Consider the following 22,856-nt stretch of genomic DNA (forward strand, 5'->3'; position numbering starts at 1 on the left):
CGGGCCGATGTGCCGGGCCTCCGCCATCGGCAGGCTCGAGCCATGATCACAGTCGATCGCCTCACCAAGGTCTACGGCGGCTACACGGCCGTCGACGACGTCAGCTTCGTGGCCAGGCCGGGCCGCGTCACCGGCTTCCTCGGACCGAACGGCGCCGGGAAGAGCACCACCATGCGGGTGATGGTCGGCCTGACCCCGCCGACGAAGGGCTCCGTGACCATCGGCGGCCTGGATTACCACGACATCCCCAACCCGGGCCGCCACGTGGGCGTGCTGCTCGACGCGGGCGCCCAGCACGGCGGCCGCACCGGGCGGGAGATCCTCGCGATCGGTGCGCAGACGATGGGGCTCCCGAAGGAGCGGGTCGACGAGATGCTCCACCTCGTCGGACTCACCGACGGCGAGGCGCAGCGCCGGTTCCGCAACTACTCGCTGGGGATGAAGCAGCGGCTCGGGATCGCGCACGCGCTGCTCGGGGACCCGTCGGTGCTGATCCTGGACGAGCCTGCCAACGGCCTCGACCCGGCCGGCATCCGGTGGATGCGCGGCCTGCTGAAGGGGTACGCCGACCGGGGCGGCACCGTGCTGCTCTCGAGCCACCTGTTGCACGAGGTCGAGCTCATCGCCGACGAGATGATCCTCATCGGCAACGGCCGGATCGTCGCGCAGGGCGACAAGGAGACGCTCCTCGCCGGCGCGGCCGGGGCAGCCACCAGCCTGGTGTCCTCGCTCGACAACGACGCGCTCACCCGCGAGCTGGTCGCTGACGGCCACGACGTCGAGGCCGCCGGCCAGGGCCTGCGGGTGCAGGCCGAGACCGTGGTCGTCGGCAAGGCGGCCCTCGCCGCCGGTGTGGTGCTCACCGACCTCCGCGACGCGAGTGGCGGACTGGAAGACCTGTTCATCGAGCTGACCAAGGAGACCTCGCGATGACCGCCGCAACCATCACCCTGGACGTGACCGGCACCCCGGCCACGCCGTTCGACCGGCTGGTCGCCGTCGAGCTCCGCAAGATCGTCGACACCCGCGCCGGCCGCTGGCTGCTCGGCGCGATCATCGCGATCACCGCGATCGTGATGACGATCTTCTTCTTCGCGGCTCCCGAGGACGAGCGCACGTTCAGCAACTTCATGGGCATCGCGGCCACGCCGCAGGGCTTCCTGCTGCCGGTCCTCGGCATCCTCCTCGTCACCAGCGAGTGGTCGCAGCGCACCGCGATGGTGACGTTCGCCCTCGAACCCTCCCGCAGCCGGGTCGTCGCGGCGAAGACCGTGAGCGCCATGATCTGGGGCGCCGGTGCGTTCGTCGCGGCCGTCGTCATCGGGACCCTGGCCACGGTCGCAGCCGGGGCGCCGGGAGCGTGGGACGACGTGGGCGGTGAGATGGTGCTGCTGTTCTTCCTGCTCCAGCTGATCACGATCATGCAGGGCCTCGCCTACGGCATGCTGCTGCTCAACACGCCCGCCGCGATCGTCACGTTCTTCGTGCTCCCGATCGCCTCGTCAATCGTGTTCAGCCTCGTCTCCGCGCTCGAGGACGCTGCACCGTGGATCGACCTCGGCACTGCGCAGACGCCGCTGTTCGAGGGCGCGACCGACCTGACCGGCGAGATGTACGCCCAGCTCGGCGTGACCTCGCTGATCTGGATCGTGCTGCCGTTCGTGGCCGGCTGGTTCCGGATCCTGCGCGCCGAGCTCAAGTAGCTGCACAGGATCTCCACACTTCGCTCCCTGTTTCGGCGCGGTGGATCGGGCAGGCTTGCCCCCATGATCACGGTCGATCGCCTCACCAAGGCCTACGGCACCTTCACCGCCGTCGACGACGTCAGCTTCGTGGCCCATCCGGGGCGCGTCACCGGCTTCCTCGGCCCGAACGGGGCCGGGAAGAGCACCTCGATGCGGGTGATGGTCGGGCTGACGCCGCCGACGCGGGGGCAGGTCACGATCGGCGGCCGGCGCTACCACGACATCCCCAACCCGGGCCGCCACGTCGGGGTCCTGCTCGACGCCTCGGCGCAGCACGCCGGCCGGACCGGGCGGGAGATCCTCAGCATCGGCGCCCAGACGATGGGCCTCCCGAGGAAGCGGGTCGACGAGATGCTCTCGCTCGTCGGCCTGACCGACGCGGAGTCGCGGCGCCGGCTGCGCAACTACTCGCTGGGGATGAAGCAGCGGCTCGGGATCGCGCACGCGCTGCTCGGGGACCCGTCGGTGCTGATCCTCGACGAGCCGGCCAACGGTCTCGACCCGGCCGGCATCCGGTGGATGCGCGGCCTGCTGAAGGGGTACGCCGACCGGGGCGGCACGGTGCTGCTCTCCAGCCACCTGTTGCACGAGGTCGAGCAGATCGCCGACGAGATGATCCTCATCGGCAACGGCCGGATCGTCGCGCAGGGCGACAAGCGGGCGCTGCTCGCGGACGCGGCCGGCGCGGCCACCACCCTGGTCACCTCGCTCGACAACCCAGCGCTCGGCACCGAGCTCGCCCGCAACGGCGTCCTCGTCGAGCCGGCCGGCGAGGGACTCCGGGTCCACGCCACGACGGAGGTCGTCGGGCGCGCCGCGCTGGCCGCGGGCGTCGTACTCACCGACCTCCGGTCCGGCGCCGCCGGCCTTGAAGACCTGTTCCTGGAGCTGACTGCGGTGGCAGCCCGATGACCGCCCCCGCCGCCCCCACCCTCGACGTCTCCGGCACCGCGCCGGTCCCGTTCTGGCGACTCGTCCTCGTCGAGCTGCGAAAGTCCTACGACACCCGCGCCGGCTTCTGGCTGCTGGTGACGATCGGGTCCCTCGTCGCCCTCGTCGAGGGCTTCATCCTGGTCGCCACCCTGGTCCAGGAGACGCCGATCTTCTACGAGGACTTCGCGGTCACCGCCAGCTTCCTGACCTCGATCCTGCTGCCGGTGCTCGCGATCATGCTGGTGACCAGCGAGTGGACACAGCGCGGTGCGATGGTCAGCTTCTCGCTGGAGCCGCGCCGGATCCGGGTGGTGCTGGCGAAGTTGGTCGTGTCGGTGCTCCTCGCGCTCGTGACGCTCGCGTTCATGTGCCTGCTGGCCGTCCTGCTGACCGGCATCTGCGAGGCCGTCCAGCCGGAGCTGACGGAGTGGGAGGTCGAGAAGGAGTTCTTCATCGGCTTCACGATCATCCAGCTCTGCAACATGCTGATCGGGTTCGCGCTCGCCGCGCTCCTGCTCAACACCCCGGCGGCCATCGTCATCTACTTCGGCTACTGGTACCTGCTGCCCGCCGTGCTGGCCGGCCTCGGCGCCATCGACGACACGCTCGCCGACGTGCTCGAGTGGATCAACTTCCGCGTCGCCACGTTCCCGCTGATCGAGTGGGAGATGGACACGGGGGAGGAGATCGGCAAGTTCGTGGTGTCGGGCACGGTCTGGATGGTGGTTCCGCTGGTGCTCGGCATCGTCCGGATCCTCCGCACCGAGGTGAAGTAGCGCCCGCACGTCACCCAAGGTTGCGGGACACGTCACCCGCCGGCGGGTTGCACGTACCGCGACCCGCCAACGTGTGGGTACGTGACCAGCCAGCACGGCAACCGATACCTGCGATTCGCCGCCCTCGGCGACAGCACCACGGTCGGCATCGGCGATCCCGTCCCCGACGAGCACGGCCGGGCGGTCAACCGCCAGCGCGGCTCGTGGCGGGGCTGGGCCAAGCTGCTCGCCGACGCGCTCGCGACGTCGTACGACGTCTCCTTCTGCAACCTGGCGATCTCCGGCGCCACCACCGCGGTGGTGCGCGAAGAGCAGCTCGCCGACGCCGTGGCGCACCGGCCCGACATCGCCTCCCTGTTGGTGGGCGTGAACGACACGCTGCGGTCGACGTGGGACCCGGTCCGGGTGCGCGACGACCTGCACCACGTCGCCGGGTCGCTCCACGCGATCGGCGCCACCTTGGTGACGGTGCGGTTCCACGACCACGGCGAAGTGCTGGGGCTCCCGCGCTTCCTGCGGCGGGCGCTGACAGCCCGCATCGACGTGCTCAACGCGGCGTACGACGAGCTCCACGACCAGTACGGCGGCCTCCGCCTCGACCTCGCCGGGCGGCCCGAGCTGTTCCAGCGCGCGTCCTGGTCGATCGACCGCTTCCACCCCTCGGAGGCCGGTCATCGCGCGCTCGCGCGGGCGTTCGGCGAGCTGCTGCGCGACGAAGGCTACGACTTCACGCTGCCCTGTCTCGAGCCCGCCGGCGGCTTCCCGCCGAGCTGGCGGCGCGACATGGCGTGGATGGTCAACGAGGGCGCGCCGTGGATCGGTCGGCGGGCACGCGACCTGGGGCCGTGGGCGGCGCGGAAGGCCGTTACCGTGCTCGCATGACTTCTCGCGAGGACGGCCGGGCGGACGACGAGCTCCGCCCGATCAAGATCACCCGCAACTGGCTGGACCACCCCGCGGGCTCGGTGCTCATCGAGTTCGGCAAGACCCGGGTCCTGTGTGCCGCCTCGGCCTCCGAGGGCGTGCCGCGCTGGCGGAAGGGCTCGGGCCTGGGCTGGGTGACCGCGGAGTACGCGATGCTGCCCGCGTCGACCAACACCCGCTCGGACCGTGAGTCGGTGAAGGGCCGGATCGGCGGCCGCACCCACGAGATCAGCCGGCTGATCGGCCGGGCGCTGCGCGCCGTGATCGACTACAAGGCCCTCGGTGAGAACACGATCCAGCTCGACTGCGACGTGCTCCAGGCCGACGGCGGCACCCGCACCGCCGCGATCACCGGCGCCTACGTCGCCCTCGCCGACGCGTGCCGGCACCTCGGCGTCGAGAAGGCGCTGACCGGGTCCGTGGCCGCGATCAGCGTCGGCATCATCGACGGCGTCCCGCGGCTCGACCTGCCCTACGTCGAGGACGTGCGCGCCGAGACCGACATGAACGTCGTGATGACGGGCGAGGGCAAGTACGTCGAGGTGCAGGGCACCGCCGAGGCCGCCGCCTTCGACCGGGCCGAGCTCGACGCGCTGCTGTCGCTCGCCGAGAAGGGATGCGCCGACCTGACCCGCCTCCAGCAGGAGGCGTTGGGCGCGTGACCGGGCCCCGGGTGCTGGTGGCGTCGCGCAACGCCAAGAAGCTCGCCGAGATGCAGCGGATCCTCGAGGAGCACCTCGACGGGGTCACCGTGCTCGGTCTCGACGACGTCGAGCCCTACGACGAGCCGGTCGAGGACCAGCCGACGTTCGAGGGCAACGCGCTGCTCAAGGCGCGTGCCGGCGTGGCGGCGGCCGGTCTGCCGACGCTCGCCGACGACAGCGGCCTGTGCGTCGACGCCCTCAACGGAATGCCCGGCGTGCTCTCGGCACGATGGTCCGGTCCTCCCAAGAGCGACGACCGCAACAACGAGCTGCTGCTCGCGCAGCTGGCCGACGTGCCCGACGAGCGGCGGACGGCGTACTTCATGTGTGCCGTCGCCCTCGTCCTCACCGACGGCCGGGAGCTGGTCGTCGAGGGCCGGATGGATGGCCGCGTGATCCGCGAGGTGCGGGGGAGCGGCGGCTTCGGCTACGACGTGCTGTTCGAGGCCGACGACCGGCCCGGGGTGACCACCGCCGAGCTGTCGATCGCCGACAAGGACGCGATCTCCCACCGCGGCAAGGCGCTGCGGGTGATCGCTCCGCAGGTGGCTGCGCTGCTGCGCGGCTAGGCACCGCCGGAGGCGCCGTGGACATCCAGCTGGAGGCGGTCGAGGAGCTGCGGTTCCCCGACGGCTCTCCGGTGCGGGCCGCGTCGGCGGTGGCGCCGCTCGGCGACGGATTCGTCGTCGTCCAGGACGACGCGACGCACGGCGCGTGGTACCGCGGCGGGACCGCGCGCGCCGTACGGCTGCTGCCTCCGGTCGCCGGGCTCGACCAGTTCGAGGAGGCGTCGGGCACCAAGCACCTCAAGCCCGACCTGGAGGCGGCCTGCTTGCTGCCCGGCGGAGACGCGCTGCTGATGCTGGGCTCGGGCTCGTCGCCCGCCCGGATGCGGTGGTCGTGGCTGCGGCTCGTCGACGGCGAGCCCGTGGTCGAGGTGGCCGAGATGGCGCAGGCGTACGGCGCCGCGGCCTCCGCGCTGGGCGTGCCGCCCGACGTCCTCAACATGGAGGGCGCCTGCGTGGTCGGCGACGCCGTGCGGTGGTTCCACCGAGGGATGCCGTCGGCCGGGTTCCCGTCGGGAAGCGTCGACCTCGACCCGGCGACCGGAGCGGTGAGCGGGCCGCGGACCTACGACCTCGGCGAGGTCGACGGCGTCGGCCTCGCGATGACCGACGCGGTCGCCTTGTCCGACGGCGCGATTCTCGTGAGTGCCGCGGCCGAGGACAGCCCCAACCCGCGCGACGACGGCCCGGTCGTCGGGTCCGCGCTCGTACGGATCGAGTCGGACGTGGTGGTCGACGCCGCCCCGCTGCCGACGGTGCGGGGGAGCGTGGCGAAGGTCGAGGGGCTGATGCTGCTCGACACATCGGAGGCCGCCGTGCGGCTGCTCGCCGTCGTCGACGTCGACGACCCGGCCGTGCCGTCGCTGGCGTTGACGCTCGGCGTGTCCGCCTGAGTGCGCTCGGTGAGATTCGAACTCACACTGGACGGCACCTAAAGCCGCTGTCTCTGCCGTTGGACTACGAGCGCGCCTGCCCGAGTCTAGGTGGGTTCAGGCGGTGGCCAGGCCCAGGTCCCGGCGCAGCTTGGCCACGTGGCCGGTCGCCTTCACGTTGTACTGCGCGACCTCGACCTTGCCGTCGGCGCCGACGACGAACGTCGAGCGGATCACGCCCTCGACGACCTTGCCGTAGAGCTTCTTCTCGCCGTAGGCGCCGTACGCCTTGTGCGCCGCGAGCTCCGGGTCGGACAGCAGCGTGATCGTGAGCCCGTCGCGCTCGCGGAACTTCGCGAGCTTGGCCGGCTTGTCCTTGGAGACGCCGACGACCGTGTAGCCCGCGGCCTGGAGCGCGTCGAGGGAGTCGGTGAAGTCGCAGGCCTGCTTCGTGCAGCCCGGCGTCATCGCGGCGGGGTAGAAGTACACGATCACCTTCTCGCCCTCCTTCAGCAGGGCGGAGAGGCTGACCTCGTTGTCCGTGTCGTCGTGCAGGGCGAAGTCGGGCGCCGCGTCCCCGACGCTGAGCCGGCTGGCCTCGGTCATGGTGCCTCCTGGTGGTTATTGCAAATGGCATGCAATAAGGTGATGACGTCCCGACCATCCAACTACACGCCGGAGACACCGCATGCACGTGCCTGACGGATTCCTCGATGCGCCGACCTCGGTGGCGACCGGCGCGGTCGCCGTCGCGGGCGTGGCCGTCGCGCTGCGCAAGGCGCGCAACGAGCTCGACGACCGGACGGCCCCGATGGCGGGACTCGTCGCTGCGTTCGTGTTCGCCGGGCAGATGATGAACTTCCCGGTCGGCGCCGGCACGAGCGGTCACCTCCTCGGCGGCGCACTGGCCGCCGTGCTCGTCGGGCCGTGGACGGGGGCGCTCTGCATCAGCGTGGTGCTGCTCGTCCAGTCGCTCTTCATGGCCGACGGCGGCATCACCGCGCTCGGCACCAACATCACGCTGATGGCGCTGGTCGGCTGCTTCGTCGGGTACGCCGTCTTCCGCGCCGCCCAGGTCGTGCTGCCCAAGCGCACCTCGGCGGTGCCGGTCGCCGCGGCGGTGGGGGCCTTCGCCTCCGTCCCGGTTGCAGCGGCGGTCTTCACGGGCCTCTTTGCGATCGGCGGCACCGCCGACGTTTCGATGAGCGCGGTGCTCAGCGCGATGCTGGGGTGGCACACGGTCATCGGCGTCGGTGAGGCCGCGGTGACCGGGCTGGTCGTCAGCGCCGTCGTCGCGTCGCGACCGGACCTGGTCTACGGCGCCCGGAAGCTCGCTCGCGCGCCCCTCGCCGCGCCGGCCGCCGAGGGCATGGTCGCATGAGCAAGCGCACCTTCTGGATCGCTGCGCTCGTCGTCACGCTGCTGATCGCGGGCGTCGGCAGCTACTACGCCAGCGCCCACCCCGACGGCCTCGAGTACGTCGCGGAGAAGACCGGCTTCATCGGTAGCGCCGAGGACAGCCCCACCTCCGACAGCCCGTTCGCCGACTACGGCACCAAGGGCGTCGACGACGAGCGGCTCGGCGGCGGCCTGGCGGGAGTCGCCGGCGTGCTCATCGTGCTGGTGCTCGCGGGCGGGCTGGCGTACGCCGTACGGCGCCGTGGTTCCGGCCTCGACGTGGCCAGCAAGAGCGACTGAGGTGGGAGCCGGGCACGGGCACCGCCTGCACTACCACGGCCACAGCGTCGTCCACCGTGCCCCGGCGCACCTGAAGATCCTGGTCCTGCTCGCGTTCGTCATCAGCGTGGTGGCGACGCCGCGGGAGTGGTATCCCGCGTTCGGCGGCTACCTCCTGCTCGTGCTCGGCGTCATCCTCGCCAGCCGAGTGCCGATCGGCTACGTGCTCAAGCGCACGGTGATCGAGGTCCCGTTCCTCGTGTTCGCCGCGATGATGCCGTTCGTGGCGCGGGGGCCGGAGGTCGACTTCCTCGGCATCGGGCTCTCCGAGTCGGGGCTGCTCGCCGCGTGGGGACTGGCAGCCAAGGGCACGCTCGGCGTCCTCGCGTCGCTGACCCTGGCCGCGACGACGGAGCCGACCGACGTGGTCCGCGGCCTCCAGCGGCTGCGGCTGCCCGACCTGATCGTGCAGATCATGACGTTCATGGTGCGCTACCTCGACGTGGTTGCCGCCGACCTCGGCCGGATGCTGACCGCGATGCGGTCGCGCGGCGCCGACCCGCGCTCGCCCCGCCACTGGCCGGCCCTCGCGCGCACGCTCGGCGCGCTGTTCGTGCGCTCCTACGAGCGCGGCGAGCGGGTGCACCTGGCGATGCTGGCCCGCGGCTATGACGGGAGACTGCCGCAGTGACTCCCGTCCTCGACGTCCAGGGCCTTTCCTACGCCTATCCCGACGGCCACCAGGCGCTCTCCGGTGTCGACCTCCACGTGCACGCAGGGGAGCGGGTCGCGCTGCTCGGCCCCAACGGAGCGGGCAAGACGACCCTGGTGCTGCACCTCAACGGCATCCTCTCCGCCGCCACCGGGCACGGTGCCGGGTCCGTGACGGTGAGCGGCCTGCCGATCACCAAGGAGCACCTGCTGGAGGTACGGCGCCGCGTCGGCATCGTCTTCCAGGACCCCGACGACCAGCTGTTCATGGGCTCGGTCCGCGCCGACGTCGCGTTCGGTCCCGCGAACCTCGGACTGAAGGGACAGGCGCTCGAGGACCGCGTCATGCTCGCCCTCGACCTCGTCGGCATGGCCGACTTCGCCGACCGGCCGCCGCACCACCTCTCCTTCGGCCAGCGGCGCCGGGTCGCCGTCGCCACGGTGCTCGCGATGGAGCCGGAGATCCTCGTGCTCGACGAGCCGTCCTCCAACCTCGACCCGGCCTCCCGGCGCGAGCTCGCCGACATCCTCCGCGGCCTCGACGTGACGCTGCTGATGGTGACCCACGACCTGCCCTACGCGCTGGAGCTCTGCCCGCGCTCGGTCGTGCTCAGCGAGGGCCGGGTGGTGGCGGACGGAGCGACGTACGACGTGCTCACCGACTCTGAGCTGATGGCCGCGCACCGGCTCGAGCTCCCGTGGGGGTTCGACCCGCGGGCGATGGCCGTGAGCGAGGACGCGGGCCCCATCGCCTGACGGGGAACATCGTTCCGGGCGGGCGGAACGCCCTCCGGGCATGAGCGAGCCCAGGGTCGACAATCCCGCGGTCGCGGCGCTGAAGGTGCCGGCGTTCCGGCGCTACCTGGTCGGCCAGCTGCCGTCGGTCACCGGGTCGTGGGCGCAGGTCGTCGCCCTGTCGTGGGTCGTCGTCGAGCGCGACCCGCACGCGCTCGGGTGGGTCGTCGCGCTCCAGTTCGCGCCGAGCCTGCTGCTCGGCCCGTGGTTCGGGGTGCTGGTCGACCGGCACGACCGCAAGCGGATGCTGATCGCCGCCGAGGCGGGCCTCGGCGGTGTGGGGATCGCGTACGCCGTCGCGTCCGCCTCGGGTGCTCTGGACCTGCCGCTGATCTACGTCCTCGCGACCGTCTGGGGCCTGCTGAACGCGCTCGACACCCCGGCCCGGCGAGCGCTGGTCCCCATGCTGGTGCCGCGGGAGCTCTCGGCGAGCGCCGGTGCCCTGACCGGGGTGGCGATGCTGCTCGGGATGACGGCAGGCTCGGCGGTCGGCGCGGCCCTCACGGGCGCCCTCGACCCCGCCGTCGCGTTCGCCGTCAACGCAGCGACCTTCCTCGTCGACGTACTGCTGCTCTGGACGATCCGGGTGTCGCCGTCGCCGCAGCTGGCGCGGGCGCCCGGCCAGGTGCGCGAGGGACTGCGGTACGTGTGGCGGACGCCAACCCTCCGGACCCCGCTGCTCGCGCTGGCCGTGATCGCGACGTTCGCGTTCTCCGTGCAGGTTTCGGTCCCGATCTTCGTCCGCGAGACGCTGCACGGTGGGGCATCGCTGCTCGGGACCGCCTTCACCTCCGCCACGACCGGCAGCCTGCTGGGCGCCGCCGTCGCCGCCGCCCGCGGCGAGCCCGGGCCGGCCACCGTGCCGCGCGCGTGCCTCGGCATGGCCGCGGCGTCGGCCGCGATCGTCGCCGCTCCGACTGTGCCCGTGGCCGTCCTGGCCATGGCGGGCGTGGGCTTCTCCTGGTCGATCCTGATCGCGGCGGTGCTCGCCGCGCTGCAGACCGCGGAGCCGGACAAGACCGGCAGGGTGATGGCGACCCTGTCCGTCGTACTTCTGGGTGGCCTGGCGGCTGGCGGTCCCATCGCCGCGCAGGTCGCGGACCTGGCCGGACCGCGGGCGCCGTTCGCCGTGGGAGCGGTGGCCGGGATCGCCGCGTTCGTGGTCGCCCGGGAGCGGGTTCGCCGGCTACCGGTCGCCGCCGCAGAGGGCCCCGGTACCAGTTGGTAGCCTGCCGGGGTGAGCAATCAGCCCTCCGACATCGAGCGCGAGATCGAAGAGACCCGCGAGCGCCTCGCCGGCACGATCGACCAGCTGCTCTACCGCTCGCACCCGAAGACGATCGTGAGTCGCGAGGTCGCCCAGATCAAGGCGGTCTACGTCGACCCCGAGTCGGGCCAGCCGCGCACCGACAACATCGTGAAGACCGTCGGCGCCGTCGTCGGCGTGGTCGCGACGTTCGTCGTGCTCCGCAAGATCTTCCGCTGACCCAGGTGTCGAAGATGGACGGGTCGGACAAGACCCCGATCCGGATGCTCCACGACCGGATCCTCTGCGAGACCGACAGCGACGCCGGCGAGCGCCGCTCGTCGGGCGGCATCGTGATCCCCGCGACCGCGGCGATGGGCGCCCGACGTCTTGCCTGGTCGCGTGTCGTCGCCGTCGGCCCGCACGCCCGCGCCGTCGAGGCCGGTGACCGGGTGCTCTACGACCCCGAGGACAAGGCCGAGGTCGAGGTGCAGGGCGAGACCTACGTCGTCATGCGCGAGCGCGACATCCACGCCGTCGCCGCCGAGCGGCTGGGCGAGGAAGCGGCCGGGCTCTACCTGTAGGCCCCGGTGGCGACCCAGGTGCGGGACGTCGGCACGTAGTCGTTCCACGACACGGCGTACCGACCACCCGGAGCAAGGGCGGCCCGCAGGTACTCGGTTGCCTGGGCCTCCCGGCCGATGACCCGGGTGCGCCCGAGGTTGCCGTCGCGCACCAGGGTGGCGCGGATCCGCCACGCGCCTGCATCGGTCGTGCCCTGGGACGTCACGACGCCGTCGCCGTCACTGGTCAGCGCGATGTCGCCGATGGCGCCGTTGGAGACCCGCGCCCGCTCGCCGAGCGTGCCGTCGGCCCGCACCGCGACCGCCCACACGCCGGCCCGGTAGTTCTTCTGCCAGGCCACGACCGCGGCACCGCCCGGAGCCACGCCGACCTGGACCCAGTCGATGACGACTCCTTCGGGGGAGAGGTCGCGGACCCGTCCCAGAAGTGCGAGCCGTGGCGAGATCCGCAGGACGCATGCCCGGTGGTGCAGCACCACCGGTGGGATGCCGTCGGTGCGCTCCCGGGTGTACCGCTCGCACGCCGCCGTGATCGCGCCCCGCCGGTCGATGCCGAGGTCCGTCACCTGCAGATCTTCGTCGGTGGTCGCCGGCGCTCGCACGACGCGGGACGGCGACAGCGTGCCGTCCAGCTCGAGCCGTCGGGCCCTGACCCCGGAGTTCGTCCACACGAGGGTCGCGCGCCCGTCGCGATGCATCGCGATCAGCGGGGCGTCCGCGTCGGGGCCCCGGCCGACCTTCTGCACGGGGCCCAGGGTCGTCCTGCCGCGCAAGGTGCGGACGTAAGGGACGTATCCCTCACCGGTGATCCGGTTCCACGTGACGACCGCGGCGCCACCGGCGGGTCGCAGCGCGACCTCCGCGTCGGCCACCCAATGGTCGTCCGGGGTCAGCATCACCACCGGGCCGAGCTCCCCGTCGGCCGTGAAGCGCCGCGCGAAGACCGACGCCCGCGCCTCCTCCTCGATCCGCTGGTCCCAGATGGCCACACCGTCGCCGTCACGGTCGACCGCGACCTCGAAGGAGGACCACGGCTGCTCGACCGGTGCGAGCGGAAGGACCGGCGACAGCGCCCCTCCGCTCCGCCGGATGCGGAGGTTGAACCACGCGTCCGCGACGTACGCGTAGGCGGTGTCGCCCTCGCCGTCCGTGGCCTGGTCAGCCGCGACGGCGTGGACACCCTCAGGCGTCACCGGTGCCGGGTCCGCGGCGTCGGCGGCTCTCGGTGCCAGCGGCACGATAGCGGTCGCTAGTGCGACCAGGGCTGTTGCGGGCCGCGGCCCCGAGAACGACATGCGCATGGCGACATAGTCGCAGCGTCGCGGTCTCGGCGGGAGGGTGTCTTCGGGTCGAGTGCTTCTAGCGCAGGCGCCGCGCCCGGAGTCGCTTGAACATCCACTCGGTCGCCGAGTGCCTGACCAGCTCGTAGTCGGGGTCTTCGGCCGCGCGGTGGTGGTGCCAGCAGACGGGGATGGCGTTGTCGAGGTCGGTGCCGCCGCCGCGGGCCCAGGGTCTGAGGTGGTGGATCTCGCACCAGGCGAAGGGCCGCTCGCAGCCCGCGATGGCGCAGGAGTCGTAGACGACCGACAGGGCCTGGCGTTGCTTGTCGGTGTGGAGTCGGGTCGTGCGACCGAGGTCGAGCGGCGCGGAACCGGAGCCGAGGACGACCGGCACGATGCCGGCCTCGCACGCCATCCGGCGGGCCTCGGCAGCGGAGATGTCGACCAGTCCGTCGGTGGTGGCGCACCCGGCGTCGGCAAGCGCGGCGGTGAGGTCGGCGAGCTGGAGGTGGACCAGCATCGTGGTGCCGCCGCGGGGCAGGTGGTCCTTCGGCAGGTGCTCGATCAGCTCGCACAGCGCGAGGCCGAGGATGTCGTAGTAGCCGAGGTTCTCGGCGCTGTCGTCGGTGACCTCGTTGCCGGCCTTGTCGCGTCCGTAACGCCGCGGGGCCGAGAGGGCCTCCAGGACGCTGCGCAGCCAGGCGCCGTGGCGCTTGGGGATCTGGAACCTGCCGGCGGTGGTGTCGGCGTCGATGTCGGTCATGGTGAGCCACGTGTTGGTCCTGGCCCGCGACTCCGCGCGACGTACCGAGGCCTTGAGGTGGGCCAGGTGGGTCTCGGTGTCCAAGGTGGCGTAGATGCGCCGTGCTTCTCGGCGCAACCGGACCGGGGGCATCGGGATGCCGGACTTGTTGCCGATGCCGTTGGCCTTGCCGATCAGCAGCTCCTCGGCCTGGGTGAGCAACGTCGGGTTGGCCTCGAGGACCTGGTCGGCGGTGACCTCCAGGCAGGCGACGATGATCCTGGCCTGCTCGAGGCGGATGCGACCCTCGTTGAGCGCAGTCAGGGTCTGGCCGTAGCGCTCCTGCAGCAGCCGCGCGAGCAGCAGTCCGCCCTTGAGCTGCTCGCGACGGTCGCCGGTCAGCTTGGAGAGCCAGGCATCGGTGCCGGTCGAGGCATCGGTGGCCTCGACGGTGCGGCGCTCGGCCTCCGCAGCGAGCCGCAGCCGGACCGCCTGGGCCTGGGACTCCAACGCCGCGGCCTCGGTGACCGCCTCTTCCACCTGCCGATCGGTCAGCGACTCCAACGGCACGTCCAACGCCTCGGTCACCGCAGACCGCGCACCACCCAGCGCCCCGAGGAGCTCCTTGCCCCGGTCGGCTTGGGGGAGTGCGGTCACCGTCATGACACCCATTCCATCACCAAGAGCCGACAACCGAACTGGTGAGCGAACCGGTCTGTGGATGAGTTTCGTCGTCCACCGCGGCGCCGGTGCTTCGTGGCCCAGCCCGCCCGATCATGCCGAGCAGCGAACGCTCCGGGTTTCTCTAGCGGGTCGCTGCGATCAGAGCGAGAGTGAAGGTCGTCCAGTCGTTGAGGACGTGCGCGCCGAAGCTGACCCAAAGATTCTTCGTTCGGATGAAGGCGAGCGTGAGAACGAGTCGAGCGGCGCCGATGACCAGAATGGCTTGCGCGAAGTTCCAGTCGTAGGTGGGTAGATGGGCGGCACCAAACCAGATGGCGGTGGCGAGCCAGGCGATGAGGATGCTCTTCTTGCGGGACGCGCCGCGCTGGGTGAGGAACCACAGGAGCCCGAGAAAGGGAAGGATCGTGAAGACCTCTTCGCCAAGGAGCTGAAGGCCGGTGCCGACGTAGAAGGCGATGATCTGCGCTGCACCAGCGTCCGCGAGGTCGTCGGTGGCGGTGTTGGCGCTGAGGTGATTGAAGTCGCCGCCGGAGACGAGCAAGGCGGCGAGGGCGCTCACAGCCAGGTTGATGATCCAGAACGCGACCATGGCTCCGAGGTCGGAGGCTCGCACGGACTTGAAGAGGACGCGCCAGTGCCCGCGCGCGACCCAGACGAAGACGGCCGCTGGCATGGCGAGGAACAGGACCCGAGGGATCAGTTCAGCGCGCTCGTCAGTGAACCCCACCGAGGCGAGGACGGCGAAACCCGCGGCACAAGCGACCACAACCGCTACCCAGCTCGACCCCGAGATCGCTACCGGCTGGTCGTTGTAGAAGGGGAAGTCCTGCTTGTCGTCGCGCTCGACCAAGCGCCCAAAGCGGTTCAGGCCGGGGTCCGCGGTTGCCTCGGTCATGCTTCGCCCCTCCGGTCGTCGGCGTCCCGAGTGTGGCAGACCAGTCTGCCCATGACGCGACGACCGTCGTCCGACTGTGAGGGCCCATGCCGCCGCCGGGGCGAAGCGCTCCACCGCGCCGCGGAAAGTGCGATGAGGAAACGCCCCAACCCGAGTCTGTCCGGGCATGGGTGACTGGACCGCCGCCGAGGTCATGACGGCGTTGGAGGACCTCGGGCTGCTCGGCGAGGGTCCTCGTCGGATGCGCGACCTCTTCGACACCGCGAAGACGGCCCGTGACCTCCCGCTCGACGAGGTCGACAAGCTCATGGCCGAGCCGCCGTACGCCGCCCGGATGGCAGCGTTCTGCATCCTCGACTTCCAGGCCCGCGCTCGTCCGGGCGATGTCGCGCTCCGTGACGCCTACCTGCGCCATCACGACTCGATCGACGCGTGGGACATGGTCGACCGTGCAGCGCCGTGGGTGGTCGGATCCTGCGTGGCAGGAGGTCCCTACGACCTGCTGCACGATCTCGCGGCCTCGCCCGACCCACTACGCCGGCGTACGGCGATGACGGCGCCGCTGTGGTTCGTGAGGCATGGCACCGATGCCGACGTCCTCGCCGGTTTCGAGCTCGCGGCCACGCTGCATGCCGACGCCGACCCGCTCGTGCACAAGCCCGTCGGGATCTTCCTGGCCCACGCCGGGGAGCGGATGCGCCCCCAGCTGCTCACGTTCCTGGCGGAGCACGAGAGCCACATGCCACGACCAGCCGCGCGGCTGGCGCGACGCAGGCTGTGACGACTGCGTCCTTTCGTCGCCACGGGGTACCTCCCTGTTGCGTGCTCGTCGAGTCTCGCTTTCGGGTGAGACACGCTCACGCCCGTGGGTGCGAGCGCGGCGAGCACGCCTCCACCGCACCTGCACCAGCACTGCCGACGCGAGCACGAACGAGCCGCCGCACACCTGCAGCGGAGTCAGGTGCTCGCCCAGCACCATGCTCGCGAGGACGGCGGTAGCCACCGGCTCGAAGGTCGAGAGGATCGAGGCGCTCGTCGGCCCGGTCAGGTGGAGCCCGGCGAAGAACGCCGTCGAGGCGACCACCGTCGAGACCATCGCGATGCAGGCGATCCAGAACCAACCGGCCAGGGAGGTCTCGAGCTCGACGCCACCCGTCACCCCAGCGCGTACGGCGAGAGCGCAAGCCGCGCCGATCATCACCAGCGTCGTGAGCGTCAGTGGCGGCACGTGCCGGACCGTGTCGTCGGCGACCAGGATGTAGACGGTGTAGGTGAGCGCCGCCCCGAACGCCAGGGCGACCCCGACCGTGTCGAAGCCGAGCGGGCCGCTGCCGACCAGGACCAGCAGCGTGCCGCCGGTCGCGAGGCCCAGGGCGCCGATCCGGGCCGGCGTCAGCCGGTCGCGGCCGAGCGCGGCCGCGGCCAGCGTCACCAGCACCGGGTAGGTGTAGAGCACCAGGGCGACCAGGGCGGCGTCGACCCGCTCCAGGGCTGAGAAGTACAGCGACGCCTGGGTTGCATAACCCAGCGCGCCCAGCGCGAGCGCCGTCACGACGAGCCGCACGCGGTTGCCGGGTGCCACCCCGGCCATCACCGGCCGGCTGCGGCGACCCGCCAGGACCCCCGACAGCGCCGCGAGCAGCATCGCGGCCGCGACGAACCGCAGCAGCACCAGCGCCTGCGGCGAGACGCCCTCGGCGTAGGCGAGCTTGCCGAAGACGGCCATCGCGCCGAAGCAGGCGGCCGAGAGCAGGACCAGTGCGAAACCCACGTCACCAGCGTGACCGGACAGAGCGATCAAATAAAGCGATGATTCACATGCCTGATTCATTAGGATCTCTACATGGTTCTGCACGGCCTCCGTCGTCTCCGCATGCTCCACGAGCTCGAGGAGCGCGGGACGCTGGCTGCTGTCGCCGCCTCGCTCGGCTACACCCCGTCCGCGGTGTCGCAGCAGCTCGCCCTGCTGGAGAAGGAGGTCGGCGCGCGGCTGCTGGAGAAGGCCGGGCGCGGCGTCCGCCTGACCGACGCCGGCAGGCTCCTCGCGGCCCACGCGGCCACGATGCTCGCGGCCGCCGAAGCCGCCCAGACCGACCTCGAGTCCCTGACCGGCGACGTGCGCGGGACGGTGCGCGCGGGCGGCCTCCAGTCAGCGACCCGCCACCTGCTGATCCCGGTCCTCACCGAGCTCCAGGAGACCCATCCGGGCGTCCGGCTGGAGCTGACCGAGCTCGAGCTCGAGGAGGCGCTCCCGGAGCTGCGGCTCGGCACGCTGCACCTCTCGATCAGCGACGAGTACTCGGGCCACCCACGCCCCCGGCCGCCGGGACTGCACTACGAGACGATCCTCGACGAGCCGCTGAAGCTGGTGCTCCCCGCCGGCCATCGTCTGGCGACCGCCACGACGGTCGACGTCGCGGACCTGCGCGACGACGTGTGGGTCGCCTCCGCGGCCACCACCGGTCATCACGCCCTGGTGCTCGCCACGTGCCGCTCGGCGGGAGGGTTCGACCCCGACGTGCGGCACAGGTCCAACGACGCCGACGTCCAGCTCGCGCTCGTCCGGTCCGCCGGCGCGGTCGCGCTGCTGCCGGCGCTGGTGCTCCCGCCGGACGACCCGGCGCTGGCGATCCGCGACGTCGCCCGCGCCGAGGTCGGGCGCCGGCTCGTCGCCATCACGGGCGACCGAGCCCACGCGCCCGCCCTCGACGCGGTGCTGGGCGCGATCCGGAATCAGGCGACCCGGATCACCACGGGACCACGCCGTCGGCGTCGATGAACGTCCCCGACGCCGCGTCCGCGGGCAGCGTCGCCGCGCGGTGGACGACCTCGGCGGCGTCCTCCGGAGCGAGCGGCGCGTCCTGCGCCGCCGGCGCCAGGCCGGTCCGCACGAAGCCCGGGCACACCGACGTCACCTTGATCGGGGTGTCGGCCAGCTGCTTGGCGAGCGCGATGGTCACGTTGTTGAGCGCCGCCTTCGAGGACTGGTAGGCCGGCACCACGAGCGAGAAGTACGGCGACCGCGGGTCGGTCTGGTCGGTCAGCGACCCCATCGTCGTGCTGATGTTGACGATCCGTCCGGCCTCGCTGTGCCGGAGCAGCGGCAGGAACGCCTCGAGCACCGCGACCGCGCCGAACAGGTTGGTGTCGAACGTCCGCCGGAACATCTCGAGGTCGACGGCCTCGGCGGGCTCGGCGTTCGTCGCCTCCGGCAGGATCCCCGCGTTGTTCACGAGCACGTCGAGGTGGCCGTACCTCTCCTCGACGATCCCGGCCGCGATCTTGACCGAGGTCTCGTCGGTGACGTCCATCGTCAGGCTGGTGACGTGGTGGCCCTCCCGCTGCAGGCGGTCTGCCGCGTCCTCGCCGGCCGCCGCGTCGCGCGCGGTTATGATGACCTGGCCGCAGTCGCGAGCGAGTCGACGGGCAGTGGCCAGGCCGATCCCGCGGTTGCCGCCGGTCACGAGCGCGATCTTCATGTTCTTCTCCTCAGGTGTCGTGCCGCCCCTCCGGCGGCACCTCCATCCCACGGGATGGGGCCCGCGGATGCTGGCGGGAATCAGACGACGCGTCGCGGGGCGATGAATCGCCGACCGGCGCCGGGTCCACCTGTCATGAGCAACGAACCCCACGGCCCCGGCCGGCTGGACGTCACCTTCACCGAGCAGCTCTGCAGGAGCACGGGCAGCGAGGACGCGTGGACCTGCGTGAAGTGGCCCGAGTCGGTCACCTATTTCGGCACCCGCGGCCGGGTGAAGGTCCGCGGCACCATCGACGGCGAGCCGTTCACCACCTCGTTCATGGCCCTCGGCGACGGCACCCACATGCTGCCGGTCGCCGCGAAGGTCCGCGACCGCATCGGCAAGCAGGTCGGCGACACCGTAGAGGTCCGCCTGGAGGAGCGGATCTCCTGACCGCACTAGGGTTTGCCCCATGGCAGACGTGAGGACGGTCCAGGTCACCTTCGACTGCGCGAACCCCCGCGCGGTGGCGGAGTTCTGGAAGGCGGCGCTCGGGTACGTCGACCCGCCCGTGCCCCCGGGCTACGAGTCGTGGGACGCCCTCGACGCGTCCCTCCCCGCCGAGAAGCAGGGCGCGGTCTGGGCGGCCCAGGACCCCAACGGCATCGGCCCGCGGCTCTTCTTCCAGCGGGTGCCCGAGTCCAAGACGGTGAAGAACCGGCTGCACCTCGACGTCCGGGTCGGCACCGGGCTCACCGGCGACGAGCGGCTCGCCGCGCTCGAGGCGGAGGCGACGCGGCTCGAGGCGCTCGGCGCCACGCGGCTCTACCTGATGGAGGCCGACGAGGAGAACGAGTCGTGCCAGGTGATGCAGGACGTCGAGGGCAACGAGTTCTGCCTCGACTAGGGCGTCATCGCCCACCGGATCGTGCCGACGGCGGCATTGCCCAGCCCGCGCACGACGGTCCGCTCGGTGACCGGCAGCCAGGGCAGCCGCAGGTGCGGGCGGGTCCACACGGGCATCAGCCCGATGGCAGCCGAGGTGAGCACGCCGTACGGCACCCGCGCGGCGAGCGGTAGCGGCGGCTTGAAGAGCAGGTAGCGGACGGCCTCGCGCGCCTCGCGGCTGCCGCGCAGCTCGGGGCGGAACGCGGCGAGGGCCTCGCGGAGCTCGGCCTCGGTCGTCGGCACGTCCGCGGCCCCGAGCCGGCGCGCGACCTCGCCGGCCTGGGCGACGTACTCATCGCGCTCGGCGGCGTCGAGCGGGCGGTCGCCGTAGGTCTGGTGCGCGAGGAGGAAGCTGTCGATCTCGGCGACGTGCACCCACAGCAGCAGGTGCGGGTCGCTCGCGGCGTACGGCGAACCGTCCGGGCCGATGCCGGTGATCCGGTCGTGGATCCGGCGCACGGCGCGCACCGCCCGGTCGGCGTCGTCGGCCGTGCCGAACGTGGTGACGGCGAGGAACCGGCTGGTGCGGGCGAGCCGGCCCCACATGTCCCCGCGGAAGCCCGAGTGCTCGGACACGGCCCGCATGGCCATTGGGTGCAGCGTCTGGAGCATCAGCGCCCGGATCCCGCCGATGAACATCGACGCGTCGCCGTGGACCCGGGTGATCGGGCTCCCCGGCTCGAACCAGCGCGGTCCCGGCGTGCCGTGGATCCGCTCCCGGTGCACTGCTCCGTCCGGGCCGGCGACGCGCAGGAAGAGCGCCTCGCCCAACTGCTCCCGGATGCTCATCTGGCCATTGTGCAACCACCTAGGTCGGGGACCCCGGCACGTAACGCCCGTCACGTGGAACGCGTTACACCTCTGTGCGTCGCTCCCATGTCCTCGCCCTTCCCGTCGTCGCCGCGCTCGTCGCCGGCCTGATGACCGGCCAGTCCGCCGGTCCCGGGTCCGCGGCCGGCGTACCCGATCGCGCCGAGCCGCAGTACGCGGCCACGATCAAGATCACCCGCCACGGCATCCCGCACATCACCGCCGACGACTTCGGGTCGCTCGGCTTCGGCAGCGGGTACGCCGTCGCGGACGCCGCGATCTGCAACCTCGCCGACACGCTGCTGACCGCGCGCGGCATCCGGTCGCGCTACCTCGGGCCCGACGGCCGCTACGCAGACGGCGTGAGCATGGACGCGAGCAACCTCCAGGTCGACGCGTTCGTCACCGACCTCCGCAACCGGCAGGTCGTCGAGAAGCTGCTCACCTCGCCCGCCGGCCCGACCGCCCGGGCGCAGCAGCTCGTCACCGGCTACGTCGCCGGCGTCAACGAGTGGCTCGAGACCAACGAGGTCTCCGACCCGGCGTGCGCCGCGGCGCCGTACCTCGACGAGCTGAGGGGGACCGTGACGTCGCTCGATCTCTGGTACGGCGTCTACCTCGCCAACGTGCTCGCCTCCTCCGGTGTGTTCGTCAAGGAGATCGTGACCGCCTCGCCACCGAGCCCCGGCGACCTGGGCCTGCCGGAGATCCCCGGCCTGCCGAGCCTGCCGAAGACCAAGGCCGACGTGGACGAGGCCCTGGCGCAGATCAGCCCCGCCGAGCGCGAGGAGCTGCTCCGTTCCCTCGGCCAGGACAGCGACTTCGGCTCCAACGCGACCGCGATCGGCGGCGACGCGTCGTCGACCGGCTCCGGGATGATCCTCGGCAACCCGCACTTCCCGTGGCAGGGCCGCTACAAGTTCACCCAGCAGCACCTCACGATCCCCGGCCAGTACGACGTCGCCGGCGCCTCGCTGGTCGGCTCGCCCGCGGTCAACATCGGCTGGAACAACAACGTGGCGTGGAGCCACACCGTCTCGACGGCCTACCGCTTCACGCCGTACGAGTACACGACGGTCGGCCCCGGCACGTCGTACCTCTCGCTCAACGGCCTGGTGAAGAAGGCCGAGCGCCGCGTCGTCGAGGTCACGGTGCGCCGGCCGAGCGGTGCGCTCGAGACCGTGACCGAGGACCTCTACCGCACGCCGCAGGGCTACGTCATCGACTCCCCGTCGCAGTTCATGGGCTGGAGCCCGATCAGCTTCTGGGCGGTCCGCGACGCCAACGCCGAGCACCTGCGCACCATCGACACGTTCCTCGACATGGGGTCGGCCACCGACGTGCGCGACCTGCTGCGGCGCCAGGACGCCGGCGGCGGCATGCCGTGGGTCAACACGATCGCCGCCGACCGCAGCGGCAACGCGCTCTACGCCGACCACTCCGTGGTCCCGCACCTGACCAACGACAAGAGCAACCTCTGCACGACGCCGGTCGGCCTGCTGCTGAAGTCGGTCGCCGGGCTGCCCGGCCTCAACGGCACGCTCGCCGACGGGCTGTGCAAGTGGGGCAGCGACGCCGACGCGCAGCGGCCCGGGATCCTCGGCCCGAAGCGGCTTCCCGACGTCGTCCGCCGCGACTGGGTCTACAACGCCAACGACTCGTTCTGGCTGCCGAACCCGGCCACCCGGCTCGAGGGCTATCCCGACATCATCGGCTGCGAGCGCTGTGTGCGCACCATGCGCACCCGGATGGTGGCGCAGTACGTGATCGACCGGCTCGCCGGCGGTGGCAAGGAGACGCCCACCAGCCTCCGGGGCCACGAGCACGACAACCGCGTCCGCGCGGCCGAGGTGATGCGCGCAGACGGCGCCCTCGACGCCGTCTGCGCCAGGACCGGCGAGACCCAGGCGTGTGCCGTGCTGAAGGCGTGGGACGGCCGGTCCGACATCGACTCGGTCGGCACCCACATCTTCGAGGAGTTCGTACGGCGGCTGCCGGCCTCGCCGTGGAAGGTGCCCTTCAACGCGAGCGACCCGTTGAACACCCCGCGCGGCCTGAAGTCGACCGACGCCAACGTGGTCAAGGCGATGAAGGACGCGATCGCCAGCCTGCGCTCGCGCGGGGTGCCGTTCGACGCCGCCTGGGGCGACCTCCAGGTGGCCGGCGACCGTGGCGCGCCGCCCATCCCGATCGGTGGCGGCGAGGGCGACAACGCCGGCAACGCCAACGCGGTCGGGTCGCGCAACGCGACGACCAACACCGACCGCTACAAGCCGATCACCTACGGCTCGTCGCACATCCAGGCGGTCTCGTTCCACGCCGGCGGTGTGGTCGACGCCCGGACGATCCTCACCTACTCGCAGTACGAGGACCCGGCGTCGCCGTGGTCGTCGGACCAGACCCAGCTGTTCTCGCAGGAGAAGTGGGTGCGGTTCGCATGGACTCCGGCGCAGATCGAGCAGGACCTGGTGCGAACACTGCAGGTGACGGGATAGCCACCGCG

Annotated in this window: 26 protein-coding genes, 1 tRNA gene and 1 pseudogene; 20 read left to right on the forward strand and 8 right to left on the reverse strand. The window is 71.7% G+C overall.

The annotated features are described in order from the left end of the window. Positions 1-42: 42 nt before the first annotated feature. From HNR19_RS05515 to HNR19_RS05550, 8 genes are all read left to right on the forward strand, one after another. Complete coding sequence (locus HNR19_RS05515) at positions 43-933, forward strand: ABC transporter ATP-binding protein (RefSeq protein ID WP_179666989.1); 891 nt, start codon at positions 43-45, stop codon at positions 931-933. Continuing rightward, a complete protein-coding gene (locus tag HNR19_RS05520; protein ID WP_179666990.1) occupies positions 930-1,703 on the forward strand; it encodes an ABC transporter permease in 774 nt (257 codons plus the stop codon). The genes HNR19_RS05515 and HNR19_RS05520 overlap by 4 nt, the downstream gene beginning before the upstream one ends. Before the next feature lie 63 nt (positions 1,704-1,766). Beyond that, positions 1,767-2,657: an ABC transporter ATP-binding protein gene (locus HNR19_RS05525; protein WP_179666991.1), complete on the forward strand. Its 891-nt coding sequence runs from the start codon at positions 1,767-1,769 to the stop codon at positions 2,655-2,657. Continuing rightward, positions 2,654-3,454 (forward strand): ABC transporter permease, encoded by an 801-nt coding sequence (locus HNR19_RS05530; protein WP_179666992.1) that lies wholly within the window; start codon positions 2,654-2,656, stop codon positions 3,452-3,454. Before HNR19_RS05525 ends, HNR19_RS05530 begins: the two co-directional genes overlap by 4 nt. Positions 3,455-3,535: 81 nt before the next feature. Further along, positions 3,536-4,336, forward strand: a complete 801-nt coding sequence (locus HNR19_RS05535) for a GDSL-type esterase/lipase family protein (RefSeq protein ID WP_179666993.1) — start codon at positions 3,536-3,538, stop codon at positions 4,334-4,336. Next, positions 4,333-5,040 carry a ribonuclease PH gene (rph, locus tag HNR19_RS05540; protein ID WP_179666994.1) on the forward strand — a complete coding sequence of 236 codons (708 nt, stop codon included), beginning with the start codon at positions 4,333-4,335 and terminating at the stop codon, positions 5,038-5,040. The genes HNR19_RS05535 and rph overlap by 4 nt, the downstream gene beginning before the upstream one ends. Next, a complete protein-coding gene (gene rdgB, locus HNR19_RS05545) occupies positions 5,037-5,651 on the forward strand; it encodes an RdgB/HAM1 family non-canonical purine NTP pyrophosphatase (protein WP_343047066.1) in 615 nt (204 codons plus the stop codon). The genes rph and rdgB overlap by 4 nt, the downstream gene beginning before the upstream one ends. Positions 5,652-5,668: 17 nt before the next feature. Continuing rightward, positions 5,669-6,541: a DUF6910 family protein gene (locus tag HNR19_RS05550; RefSeq protein ID WP_179666996.1), complete on the forward strand. Its 873-nt coding sequence runs from the start codon at positions 5,669-5,671 to the stop codon at positions 6,539-6,541. 1 nt (position 6,542) lies between these two features. Here HNR19_RS05550 and HNR19_RS05555 read toward each other — a convergent pair. Beyond that, positions 6,543-6,615, reverse strand: a tRNA-Leu gene (locus tag HNR19_RS05555). A 22-nt stretch (positions 6,616-6,637) separates the two neighbouring features. Beyond that, positions 6,638-7,126: a thioredoxin-dependent thiol peroxidase gene (bcp, locus tag HNR19_RS05560; protein ID WP_179666997.1), complete on the reverse strand. Its 489-nt coding sequence runs from the start codon at positions 7,124-7,126 to the stop codon at positions 6,638-6,640. Between the two features lie 82 nt (positions 7,127-7,208). Here bcp and HNR19_RS05565 point away from each other — a divergent pair, with 82 nt between their 5' ends. Genes HNR19_RS05565 through HNR19_RS05590 form a run of 7 tightly spaced genes read left to right on the forward strand, consistent with a single transcriptional unit; the run spans position 7,209 to position 11,533 of the window. Beyond that, positions 7,209-7,901 (forward strand): energy-coupling factor ABC transporter permease, encoded by a 693-nt coding sequence (locus HNR19_RS05565; RefSeq protein WP_218910158.1) that lies wholly within the window; start codon positions 7,209-7,211, stop codon positions 7,899-7,901. Continuing rightward, positions 7,898-8,218: a PDGLE domain-containing protein gene (locus tag HNR19_RS22295; protein WP_218910159.1), complete on the forward strand. Its 321-nt coding sequence runs from the start codon at positions 7,898-7,900 to the stop codon at positions 8,216-8,218. Before HNR19_RS05565 ends, HNR19_RS22295 begins: the two co-directional genes overlap by 4 nt. A gap of 1 nt (position 8,219) precedes the next feature. Next, complete coding sequence (gene cbiQ / locus HNR19_RS05570; protein ID WP_179666998.1) at positions 8,220-8,888, forward strand: cobalt ECF transporter T component CbiQ; 669 nt, start codon at positions 8,220-8,222, stop codon at positions 8,886-8,888. After that, a complete protein-coding gene (locus tag HNR19_RS05575; protein ID WP_179666999.1) occupies positions 8,885-9,664 on the forward strand; it encodes an ATP-binding cassette domain-containing protein in 780 nt (259 codons plus the stop codon). The genes cbiQ and HNR19_RS05575 overlap by 4 nt, the downstream gene beginning before the upstream one ends. Positions 9,665-9,704: 40 nt before the next feature. After that, positions 9,705-10,931, forward strand: coding sequence for an MFS transporter (locus tag HNR19_RS05580; RefSeq protein WP_179667000.1), 1,227 nt, complete (start codon positions 9,705-9,707; stop codon positions 10,929-10,931). A gap of 9 nt (positions 10,932-10,940) precedes the next feature. Further along, positions 10,941-11,189 (forward strand): DUF3618 domain-containing protein, encoded by a 249-nt coding sequence (locus HNR19_RS05585; protein ID WP_179667001.1) that lies wholly within the window; start codon positions 10,941-10,943, stop codon positions 11,187-11,189. Positions 11,190-11,203: 14 nt separating this feature from the next. Further along, positions 11,204-11,533, forward strand: coding sequence for a GroES family chaperonin (locus tag HNR19_RS05590; RefSeq protein WP_179667002.1), 330 nt, complete (start codon positions 11,204-11,206; stop codon positions 11,531-11,533). On the opposite strand, the gene HNR19_RS05595 is transcribed toward HNR19_RS05590, so the two are convergent. The 3 genes from HNR19_RS05595 to HNR19_RS05605 form a co-directional block, all read right to left on the reverse strand. Then, complete coding sequence (locus HNR19_RS05595) at positions 11,524-12,771, reverse strand: hypothetical protein (RefSeq protein WP_179667003.1); 1,248 nt, start codon at positions 12,769-12,771, stop codon at positions 11,524-11,526. The two genes, HNR19_RS05590 and HNR19_RS05595, sit on opposite strands and share 10 nt — an antisense overlap. A 121-nt stretch (positions 12,772-12,892) precedes the next feature. Next, positions 12,893-14,218: an HNH endonuclease signature motif containing protein gene (locus tag HNR19_RS05600; RefSeq protein ID WP_179667004.1), complete on the reverse strand. Its 1,326-nt coding sequence runs from the start codon at positions 14,216-14,218 to the stop codon at positions 12,893-12,895. A gap of 142 nt (positions 14,219-14,360) precedes the next feature. Then, entirely contained in the window at positions 14,361-15,134 is a 774-nt protein-coding gene (locus HNR19_RS05605) for a CPBP family intramembrane glutamic endopeptidase (RefSeq protein WP_179667005.1), read from the reverse strand. Positions 15,135-15,300: 166 nt separating this feature from the next. Here HNR19_RS05605 and HNR19_RS22585 point away from each other — a divergent pair, with 166 nt between their 5' ends. Next, positions 15,301-15,915: a DNA alkylation repair protein gene (locus tag HNR19_RS22585; RefSeq protein ID WP_179667006.1), complete on the forward strand. Its 615-nt coding sequence runs from the start codon at positions 15,301-15,303 to the stop codon at positions 15,913-15,915. Positions 15,916-16,050: 135 nt separating this feature from the next. Here the strand turns inward: HNR19_RS22585 and HNR19_RS22590 are convergent. Next, positions 16,051-16,965, reverse strand: a pseudogene (locus HNR19_RS22590) (DMT family transporter); the annotation flags it as partial. A 12-nt stretch (positions 16,966-16,977) separates the two neighbouring features. Between HNR19_RS22590 and HNR19_RS05620 the strand changes: the two are divergent. Continuing rightward, positions 16,978-17,913, forward strand: a complete 936-nt coding sequence (locus tag HNR19_RS05620) for a LysR family transcriptional regulator (protein ID WP_179667007.1) — start codon at positions 16,978-16,980, stop codon at positions 17,911-17,913. On the opposite strand, the gene HNR19_RS05625 is transcribed toward HNR19_RS05620, so the two are convergent. After that, positions 17,882-18,613 (reverse strand): SDR family NAD(P)-dependent oxidoreductase, encoded by a 732-nt coding sequence (locus HNR19_RS05625; RefSeq protein WP_179667008.1) that lies wholly within the window; start codon positions 18,611-18,613, stop codon positions 17,882-17,884. The genes HNR19_RS05620 and HNR19_RS05625 overlap by 32 nt on opposite strands. Before the next feature lie 135 nt (positions 18,614-18,748). Here HNR19_RS05625 and HNR19_RS05630 point away from each other — a divergent pair, with 135 nt between their 5' ends. Further along, the gene (locus tag HNR19_RS05630) at positions 18,749-19,048 is read left to right on the forward strand and encodes a DUF1905 domain-containing protein (RefSeq protein WP_179667009.1); all 300 of its coding nucleotides are present in this window, start codon (positions 18,749-18,751) and stop codon (positions 19,046-19,048) included. A 19-nt stretch (positions 19,049-19,067) separates the two neighbouring features. Continuing rightward, positions 19,068-19,502, forward strand: coding sequence for a VOC family protein (locus HNR19_RS05635; protein ID WP_179667010.1), 435 nt, complete (start codon positions 19,068-19,070; stop codon positions 19,500-19,502). On the opposite strand, the gene HNR19_RS05640 is transcribed toward HNR19_RS05635, so the two are convergent. Beyond that, positions 19,499-20,332, reverse strand: a complete 834-nt coding sequence (locus HNR19_RS05640; protein ID WP_179667011.1) for an oxygenase MpaB family protein — start codon at positions 20,330-20,332, stop codon at positions 19,499-19,501. The two genes, HNR19_RS05635 and HNR19_RS05640, sit on opposite strands and share 4 nt — an antisense overlap. Before the next feature lie 74 nt (positions 20,333-20,406). Here HNR19_RS05640 and HNR19_RS05645 point away from each other — a divergent pair, with 74 nt between their 5' ends. Further along, positions 20,407-22,848 carry a penicillin acylase family protein gene (locus HNR19_RS05645; RefSeq protein ID WP_343047067.1) on the forward strand — a complete coding sequence of 814 codons (2,442 nt, stop codon included), beginning with the start codon at positions 20,407-20,409 and terminating at the stop codon, positions 22,846-22,848. Positions 22,849-22,856 lie beyond the last annotated feature (8 nt).

The sequence above is a fragment of the Nocardioides thalensis genome (assembly GCF_013410655.1).
Lineage (GTDB): Bacteria > Actinomycetota > Actinomycetes > Propionibacteriales > Nocardioidaceae > Nocardioides > Nocardioides thalensis.